Here is an 8,999-nt window from a genome sequence, read left to right on the forward strand (position 1 = left end):
TTCAGCAACGGTGACGGCGTCGCCGCAGATTGATCACGTGGGCGGCGCTCAGCAGAAGGGCGCCGACCACGGTCATCGGCGTCTCCATCTCATGACTGGGCCACTCGGCAGCGCCCAGAACCAGGGCCGTCAGTCCCAGCACCGCCAGCGACAGGGGCAAGGGCCGCAAGGCTCCGCGCGGCGGCCAGGCCAGGGTCCAGATCGACAGCGGCGCGGCCACAGCCACAAAGGCCCAGTGCGCCCAGGCGGCTTCCGTGGCCAACCCCAGCATCGGCAGGAACGCAGCCGCCACCGGCAAAGCCAGACAATGCGCCAGACAGGCGATGGACAGACCGATGGCGGCAATGTCGCCCCAAGTCCGGACGACGGCGCGGGGTGCGGCGGCGGTGGAGGTCATGCGGGTTCCTTCAATGACCTCGCTCATATGTTATTCTATAACACACGCGCAAGACGCGCCCACGAAAAACGCCGCCCGGCGAACCGGACGGCGTTTTCATCTCGACGGACGTCTGTGGTGTCAGAAGCCGGCGGTCAGGCTGAGGACGACCCGGCTGTCGAAGATGTCGCCCCAGCTGTGCTCGTTGGTGTCATGGTAGCGCAGATCCAGACCGAACACATCGTTGAAGGCGTAGCCCACGCCCAGATTCCAGCTCAGATAATCGGCGCCGGAATCCACCCACTGCTGGCCCACCGCGCCGGACACGCTCCATTGCGGCGCGGGCTCGGCGGCGAAGTTGGCCTCCAGATAGGTGGCGTCGTCCTCGGCGCCGAAGAAGTCCGGCGAATAGGCCAGCTTCAGTCCATAGGTCGTCGGACCAATGGCGCGCGACACTGCTGCAGACGCTTCGGTGAAATCATAGTCCGATCCGTCAGGATCGCCCACGTACGCGTAGTGGGTGATGCCGAAGTCCCAGTCGAAGCCGCCAGCCGAGGGCGCGATGCCCAGATAGAAGTCCCATTCGGCATCGGTGCCGTCACCGAAATCCACCGTCGAGGCCCAGGTGCCCGCATAGAAAATGCCGGACTCGAAGTCCACGCCGCCCTGAATGGCGGGATCTTCATCCGACTGGCTGACGCCGCGCCAGACATAGTCCGAGGTGGCGGTGACGTTGAAGCTGACGTCCTGGGCGGAGGCCGCACCGGCCAGGGCCAGCACAGCGGCGGAGCAGACACACGCGATCACTGTTTTCATTGGTTATCCCCTCTTTGAGTTCTTTGGTTGAAAGCCTCTGAGCCTTCAGATCGTCCCCGTTGGCGGTGGGAGAGCGGAACCCCTCGATCCCGCTCTCCCGTCCCCCTCCGCCCCACGGAGCGAGACGACAGAGCTAGTGCTCCAGCGCCTCGCCGTGGATCACGGTGTCCAGACCGGTCTCCTCTTCCTCGGGCCGCACGCGCAGGCCCGTGGTGAACTTGCAGATCAGCAGGATCACGAAGGTGCCGACCGCGCTCCAGGCGATGGTCCAGGCCAGGCCAAGGGCCTGGGCCGTGACCGTCGCGCCGTCGGAGGCCTCGTTGACGAGGGTGGTGGCGAACACCCCCGTCAGAAGGGCGCCGATCAGACCGCCGGCGCCGTGGATGCCGAAGACGTCCAGGCTGTCGTCGTAGCGCAGCAGCTTCTTGATCCAGACCGAGGCAGCGTAGCAGACCGGACCGGCGATCAGGCCGATGATGACCGCCCCCTTGGGATCGACGAAGCCCGCCGCCGGGGTGATGGCCACCAGACCGGCGATGATGCCGGACAGCATGCCGATCAGTGAGGGTTTGCGCTTCTCGATGACCTCGATGAGCTTCCAGCTCAGCGATGCGGCCGCAGCGGCCAGCAGGGTGTTGATCAGGGCCACGCTGGCCAGGGCGTCGGCCGCGCCGGCGGAGCCGGCGTTAAAGCCGATCCAGCCCACCAGCAGGAGACTGGCGCCGATCAGGGTCAGAACCGGGTTGTGCGCCACGATCGGACCGGCGCCGTAGCCCTTTCTCGGGCCCAGAACGATGGCGCAGACCAGGCCCGCGACGCCGGAGTTGACGTGAACCACCGCGCCGCCGGCGAAGTCCAGCACGCCCATGTCGCCGAGGAAGCCGCCGCCCCAGACCCAGTGGGCGATCGGCGCATAGACAATAACCGACCACAGGGCCGCGAACAGCAGCAGGGCCGAATACTTCATCCGTTCGGCAAAGGCGCCGGTGACGAGAGCCGGCGTGATCACGGCGAAGGTCAACTGGAACGCAATCCAGAGAAATTCAGGAATGCCGGGCAGGAGGCTGTTGGCGGTTTCCATGGTCACGCCGTTCAGGAACAGCATCTCGAGATTGCCCACGTAGGGATGCAGCGCCTCGCTGCCCACGCCGAACGCCAGACTGTAGCCCACGATGAACCACATCAGGGTCGCCACCGCGAACACGCCTGTGGTCTGGGCGATGGTGGCGATGACGTTCTTGCGTCGCACCATGCCGCCATAGAACAGCGCCAGGCCGGGCAAGGTCATCAGCAGCACCAGCGCCGTCGACGTCAGCAGCCAGGCCGTGCCGGATCCGTCGAGCTCCAGCGGAACCTGGTGGGCCAGGAGCCCTTCGGGCGCCGCCGCCTCGGCGGCTTCGTCACCTGACGCCGGAGCTCCGGCCGCGCCGGCGCCCGAAGCGTCAGCGGGAGAAACAGCCTCCGGGGCCGCTTCTTCAGCTTGTGATGTGATGGCCGCAATCGCCTCGGCCGGCGCGTCCGTGACGGTGGCGAACGCGCCCCCCGCGTAGAACAATGCCATGGTTAGAATGCATAGCCCGACAAAGCCGGGCAGTCGGTTCCAGATCTTGGTCACTGATATTACCCCCTGGTTGGTTATCCCGCAGGTGCGAACTGTTTAACGCATTTGCGAAATGCGCAAGAGGCTTTGCCGTAGTAGGAGCACAATTGTTGCCAAATTCACGCGGACGGACCTTGCGCGCGACTAATTTATTGCGCCAAGAACCACCTGCCCATAGAGTTTTCGCCCGCACTTGCGAGAGGGATTTGATTTGGCTGACGCGAACCAGAAGTTCGTGACCGTTCCGCACGCCGGCCCTGCGAAGGCCGCCGCGTCCGAACGCGTGCGCGATTTCGACGAGATCTACGCCTCGTTCCGGGTCGCTGAAGGCACGAGCCAGTCCAGCCGCTGCGCCCAGTGTGGCGTGCCCTTCTGCCAGTCCGGCTGTCCGCTTCAGAACAACATCCCCGACTGGCTGCGCCTGGCCTCCGAGGGCCGCGTCGAGGAAGCCTGGCGGCTGTCCGAAGCCACCAGCGCCATGCCGGAAATCTGCGGCCGCATCTGCCCCCAGGATCGGCTGTGCGAGGGCGCCTGCACCCTGGAGCAGGCGGGTTGGGAGACCGTCACCATCGGCTCGGTCGAGAAGTGGCTGGGGGACCAGGCCTTCGACAACGGCTGGGTCACGCCGATTCGTCCGTTGACGGACCTGGGCCGCTCCATCGGCATCATCGGGGCGGGACCGGCCGGTCTGGCCGCCGCCGACCGCCTGCGCTCCGCAGGCTACGCTGTCACTGTGTATGACCGCCACGATCGCGCGGGCGGCCTGCTGACCTACGGCATCCCCGGCTTCAAGCTGGAGAAGCATGTGGTCGCCCGCCGCGTGGACCGCCTGATCGAGGGCGGCGTGGAGTTCCGTCTGAACACCGACATCGGCAAGGACATCGCCTTCGATGACCTGCGCAGCGCCCATGACGCGGTGCTGGTGGCCACCGGGGTCTATCAGGCCCGGCGGCTGTCGGCGCCCGGCTGCGGCTCCAACGGCGTCGTGGCGGCCCTCGACTATCTGATCGCGTCCAACCGCAAGGGCTTCGGCGACGCCGTAGCCGCCTACGACGACGGTCCCCTGAACGCCGAGGGCAAGCGGGTGGTGGTCATCGGCGGCGGCGACACGGCCATGGACTGCGTCCGCACCGCCGTGCGCCAGGGCGCGACCTCGGTCACCTGCGTCTATCGCCGCGACCGGGACAACATGCCCGGCAGCGCCCGCGAGACCACCAACGCCGAAGAGGAAGGCGTCCGCTTCGAATGGCTGGCCGCGCCCAGGGCGGTGCTGGGCGGGTCGGACGGCGTCACCGGCCTGCGCGCCGCGCGCATGGCCCTGTCGGCCCCGACGCTGGACGGCCGCTGGACGGTCGAGGAAGTGCCCGGCGGCGAGTTCGACCTGCCCGCCGACCTGATCATCGAGGCCCTGGGCTTTGAACCGGAGAACCTTCCTGCCATCTTCGATGCCGACGATCTGGCGGTGACCGACTGGAAAACCCTGCGCGTCGCGGCCCATGGCTTCGCCACCACCCTGCCCGGCGTGTTCGCGGCGGGCGACATCGTGCGCGGCGCCTCTCTCGTGGTCTGGGCCGTGCGTCAGGGGCAGGACGCCGCCGCCGAGATCGACCAGTGGCTGCGTAATCAGGACTCCGTTGCGGCATGACGTTCGACCCCAGGCACTATCTGGCCCAGCGCGACGCCCTGGCGGCGGCCCACGCCTATGAACCCACGTCCGAGCGGGACGCCTGCGGCGTCGGTCTGGTCGCCGCCCTGGACGGCCAGCCCCGCCGCGAGGTGGTCGAGCTGGCCCTCAAGGCCCTGAAGGCCATCTTCCACCGGGGCGCGGTGGACGCCGACGGCAAGTCCGGCGACGGCGCCGGCATCCTCATCGGCATGCCGCGCGCCTTCTTCGAGGCCCAGGTGCGCGACACCGGCCATACCCCCCGCCCCGGCCCCATCGCCGTGGGTCAGGTGTTCCTGCCGCGCACCGATCTGGGGGCGCAGGAGCGGGCCCGCACCCTGGTCGAGAGCGAGGTGCTGAAGGCCGGCTTCTACCTGTACGGCTGGCGTCAGGTGCCCCACCGCATCGAGGTGCTGGGCGAGCGCGCCGCCGCCACCCGGCCCGAGATCGAACAGATCATGCTGGCCCCGCCGGATGAGCTGGAGGGCGAGGCGCTGGAGCGGGCCCTGTTCCTGCTGCGCCGCCGCATCGAGAAGCGCGCCCAGGCCAAGGGTCTGGCCGAGTTCTACGTCTGCTCCCTGTCGGCCCGCTCGGTCATCTACAAGGGCATGATGCTGGCCGAGGCGCTGGACGAGTTCTATCCGGATCTGACCGATCCGCGCATGGAGGCGCCGGTGGCCCTGTTCCACCAGCGCTATTCCACCAACACCTTCCCGGAATGGCGGCTGGCCCAGCCGTTCCGCATGCTGGCCCACAACGGCGAGATCAACACCCTGCGCGGCAACGCCAACTGGATGCGCAGCCACGAGATCCGCATGACCGCCGACGCCTTCGGCGCCGACGACGCCACGGTCAAGCCGGTGATCCAGGCCTCGGGCTCCGACTCCGCCGCCCTGGACAATGTGTTCGAGGTGCTGGTCCACGCCGGGCGGCCCGCGCCCATGGTCAAGGCCCTGCTGATCCCCGAGGCGCGCCTGCCCGGCCTGATGAAGCCCGAGCATGAGGCGCTGTACGCCTACTGCAACGCGGTGATGGAGCCGTGGGACGGCCCGGCCGCCATCTGCGCCACGGACGGCCGCTGGGTCGTGGCGGGCAAGGACCGCAACGGTCTGCGCCCCCTCCGCGCCGCCCTCACCACCGACGGCCTGCTGATCTGCGGCTCCGAGGCGGGCATGACCGGCGTGGCCGAGGAGCGCATCGCCGAGCGCCGCCACATCGGCCCCGGCCGCATGATCTGCGTCGATCTGGAGGCGGGCCGCTTCTACGACGAGACCGAGACCATCGACCGTCTGGCGGAGGATCACCCCTACGCCGAGTGGCTCGACAACATGGTCGAGCTGGAGCCCATGATCGGCCCCGGCGACGAGCCGCGCCGTCTGGACGGAGAGGCCCTGGTCCGCGCCCAGGCCGCTGTGGGCTGGACCGACGAGGACATCGAGAGCCTGCTGGACCCCATGGCCGCCGACGGCAAGGAAGCGGTGGGCTCCATGGGCGACGACACCCCGCCCGCAGTGCTGTCCCATCAGGACCGGCCCTTCAGCCACTATTTCCGCCAGCAGTTCGCCCAGGTCACCAACCCGCCCATCGACTCCCTGCGCGAGGCGGGGGCCATGAGCCTGAAGACCCGGTTCAAGAACCTCGGCAACATCCTGGCCCAGGACGAAACCCAGACCCGGGTGTTCGTGCTGGAATCCCCCGTCCTGACCACCGGCATGTACGAGCGCATGCTGCTGGCCGTGGGCGCGGGCGCCACCATCCACATCGACTGCACCTTCATCGCACCTCCCGAGGGCGCGAAGCCGGGCGAGGCCCTGCGTCAGGCGCTGGACCGCATCCGGAACGAAGCGGTCCAGGCGGCCGCCGACGGCGCGGCCCTGATCGTACTGACCGACGAGCACATGGGCCCGGGCCGCCCGCTGGCGCCCATGATCCTGGCGACGGCGGCGGTCCACGCCCGGCTGGTGGACGAGGGTCTGCGCTCCTTCGTCTCCATCGTGGTGCGCACGTCCGAGGCCATCGACGCCCACGCCTTCGCGGTGCTGGTCGGGGTGGGCGCCACGGCGGTCAACGCCTGGCTGGCGCAAGAGACCTTCCAGGACCGCATGGACGCGGGCCGCTATCCCGGCCTGACGCTGCGCGACGCCTGCCTGAACTACAAGAAGGCGGTCGAGGCGGGCCTGATGAAGATCCTGGCCAAGAAGGGCATCTCGGTCATCTCCGCCTATCGCGGCGGCTATGAGTTCGAGGCGCTGGGCCTGAGCCGCGCGCTGGTCAACGAGTTCTTCCCCGGCATGGTCTCGCGCATCTCCGGCGTCGGTCTGGCGGGGATCGAGGCCCAGATGGTGCGCAAGGCCCGGCGCGGCTTCGAGGCGCCCCGCCCGGCCCGCCGCATCGGCGGATCGCACCGCATTCGCGCTGGCGAGGAGACCCACGGCTGGGACGCCGAGATGATCCACCGCCTGCAGGACGCCACCACGCGCGGCGACTACAAGCGGTTCAAGGCCTATTCCCGCCGCGCCCGCGAGCTGCCGTCCATTGCGCTCAGGGACCTGCTGGACTTCCGCGAGGCCGACCGGCCCGCGCCGCTGGACGAGGTCGAGAGCGTCAACGAAATCCGCAAGCGCTTCGTCACCCCGGGCATGTCTTTGGGCGCCCTGTCGCCCGAGGCCCACGAGACCCTCAACATCGCCATGAACCGCATCGGCTCGCGCTCGGTGTCGGGCGAGGGCGGCGAGGATCCCGAGCGTTATCAGCCGCGCACCAACGGCGACAATCCGAACTCGGCCATCAAGCAGGTGGCCTCGGGCCGCTTCGGCGTCACCGCCGAATATCTGAACCAGTGCCGCGAGATCGAGATCAAGGTGGCCCAGGGCGCCAAGCCCGGCGAGGGCGGCCAGCTGCCCGGCTTCAAGGTCACCGAGTTCATCGCCCGCATGCGCCACTCCACGCCGGGCGTGGGCCTGATCAGCCCGCCGCCGCACCACGACATCTACTCCATCGAGGATCTGGCCCAGCTCATCTACGACCTGAAGCAGATCAACCCCGACGCCCGGGTGACGGTGAAGCTGGTCTCCTCCGCCGGCATCGGCGCCGTGGCGGCGGGCGTGGCCAAGGCGAAAGCCGACATCATCCTCATCTCGGGCCACAACGGCGGCACCGGCGCGTCGGCCATGGGCTCCATCAAGCATGCGGGCATGCCGTGGGAGATGGGTCTGGCCGAGGCCCATCAGGTGCTGGGCCTGAACGGCCTGCGCGACCACGTCCGCCTGCGCACCGACGGCGGCATCCGCACCGGCCGGGACGTGGTCATCGCCGCCCTGCTGGGGGCCGAGGAGTTCGGCATCGGCACCGCCAGCCTGATCGCCGTGGGCTGTCTGATAGTGCGCCAGTGCCATTCCAACACCTGCCCCGTCGGCGTCTGCGTCCAGGACGAACGCCTGCGCGCCATGTTCACCGGCACGGCGGACAAGGTGGTCAATCTGTTCAGCTTCATCGCCGAGGAGACGCGCGAGGTGCTGGCGTCTCTGGGCCTGCGTTCGCTGGACGAGGCGGTCGGCCGCACCGACCTGCTGCGTCAGGTCTCGCGCGGCGGCGCCGAGCTGGATGATCTGGACCTCAACCCCCTGCTGGTGCGCGTGGACAGCGGCCTGCAGGTGCGGCGCGGACCCGAGGCCCGACGCAATCCCGTGCCCGACACCCTGGACGCCCAGGTCGTCCGCGACGCCGCCCCCTTCCTGGAGCGGCGCGAGAAGATGCAGCTGACCTATTCGGTCCGCAATGTGCAGCGCGCCATCGGCACGCGGACCTCCAGCCACATCGTGCGCAAATACGGCTCGGACCTGCCCGACGGGCACCTGACCCTGAAGCTGCGCGGCTCGGCCGGCCAGTCCCTGGCGGCCTGGGGCATGAAGGGCCTCAAGATCGAGCTGGACGGCGAGGCCAACGACTATGTGGGCAAGGGCCTGTCGGGCGCCGAGATCGTGGTGCGCCCCACCCGGTGGATGGAGCGGCAGGCCATCGTCGGCAACACCTGTCTGTACGGCGCCACGTCGGGCGCCCTGTACGCCGCGGGCATGGCGGGTGAGCGCTTCGGGGTCCGGAACTCCGGCGCCACGGCAGTCATCGAGGGCTGCGGCGCCCACGGCTGCGAGTACATGACCGGCGGTGCGGTGGTGATCCTCGGCCGGGTCGGCTGGAACTTCGCCGCGGGCATGTCCGGCGGCCGCGTCCATGTGCTGGACGAGGACGGCGATCTGGCCGCCCACGTCAATGCGGACTCCGTCGTGCTGGGTCCCGTCGTCGGTGCCTCGGCCGACGCGCTGAAGGCTCTGGTGGAACGCCATGCGCTCGAGACCGGCTCGCCCAAGGCGCGCCGCCTGCTGGAGAACTGGCCCACCGCGCTCAAGCGCTTCGTGGAGATCCTGCCGGCAGAGACTGCCGCCAGGGCTTCCCTGAAACGCGCCTAGGGCCGGCATAGCCACAATTCGCAAAGGGTGGTCTCGCGCGCCTCACATGCCATATGTCGGGCGACCAGCCTTGCAGGA

The 8,999-nt window shown here is 68.9% G+C and carries 5 protein-coding genes; 2 read left to right on the forward strand and 3 right to left on the reverse strand.

The features are described from left to right. Window position 1: 1 nt before the first annotated feature. From C0461_RS06050 to C0461_RS06060, 3 genes are all read right to left on the reverse strand, one after another. The gene (locus C0461_RS06050; protein ID WP_292104875.1) at window positions 2–424 is read right to left on the reverse strand and encodes a MerC domain-containing protein; all 423 of its coding nucleotides are present in this window, start codon (window positions 422–424) and stop codon (window positions 2–4) included. A gap of 93 nt (window positions 425–517) precedes the next feature. Further along, entirely contained in the window at window positions 518–1,192 is a 675-nt protein-coding gene (locus C0461_RS06055) for a TorF family putative porin (RefSeq protein WP_292104877.1), read from the reverse strand. Between the two features lie 133 nt (window positions 1,193–1,325). Beyond that, window positions 1,326–2,753 (reverse strand): ammonium transporter, encoded by a 1,428-nt coding sequence (locus tag C0461_RS06060; protein ID WP_292104879.1) that lies wholly within the window; start codon window positions 2,751–2,753, stop codon window positions 1,326–1,328. A 250-nt stretch (window positions 2,754–3,003) separates the two neighbouring features. Between C0461_RS06060 and C0461_RS06065 the strand changes: the two genes are divergently transcribed. Both C0461_RS06065 and gltB read left to right on the forward strand, forming a co-directional pair. Next, window positions 3,004–4,437: an NAD(P)-dependent oxidoreductase gene (locus C0461_RS06065; protein ID WP_292104881.1), complete on the forward strand. Its 1,434-nt coding sequence runs from the start codon at window positions 3,004–3,006 to the stop codon at window positions 4,435–4,437. After that, complete coding sequence (gene gltB / locus C0461_RS06070; protein ID WP_292104882.1) at window positions 4,434–8,921, forward strand: glutamate synthase large subunit; 4,488 nt, start codon at window positions 4,434–4,436, stop codon at window positions 8,919–8,921. Before C0461_RS06065 ends, gltB begins: the two co-directional genes overlap by 4 nt. Window positions 8,922–8,999 lie beyond the last annotated feature (78 nt).

The sequence above is a fragment of the Brevundimonas sp. genome (assembly GCF_013823285.1).
In the GTDB taxonomy this organism is placed as follows: Bacteria; Pseudomonadota; Alphaproteobacteria; order Caulobacterales; family Caulobacteraceae; genus Brevundimonas.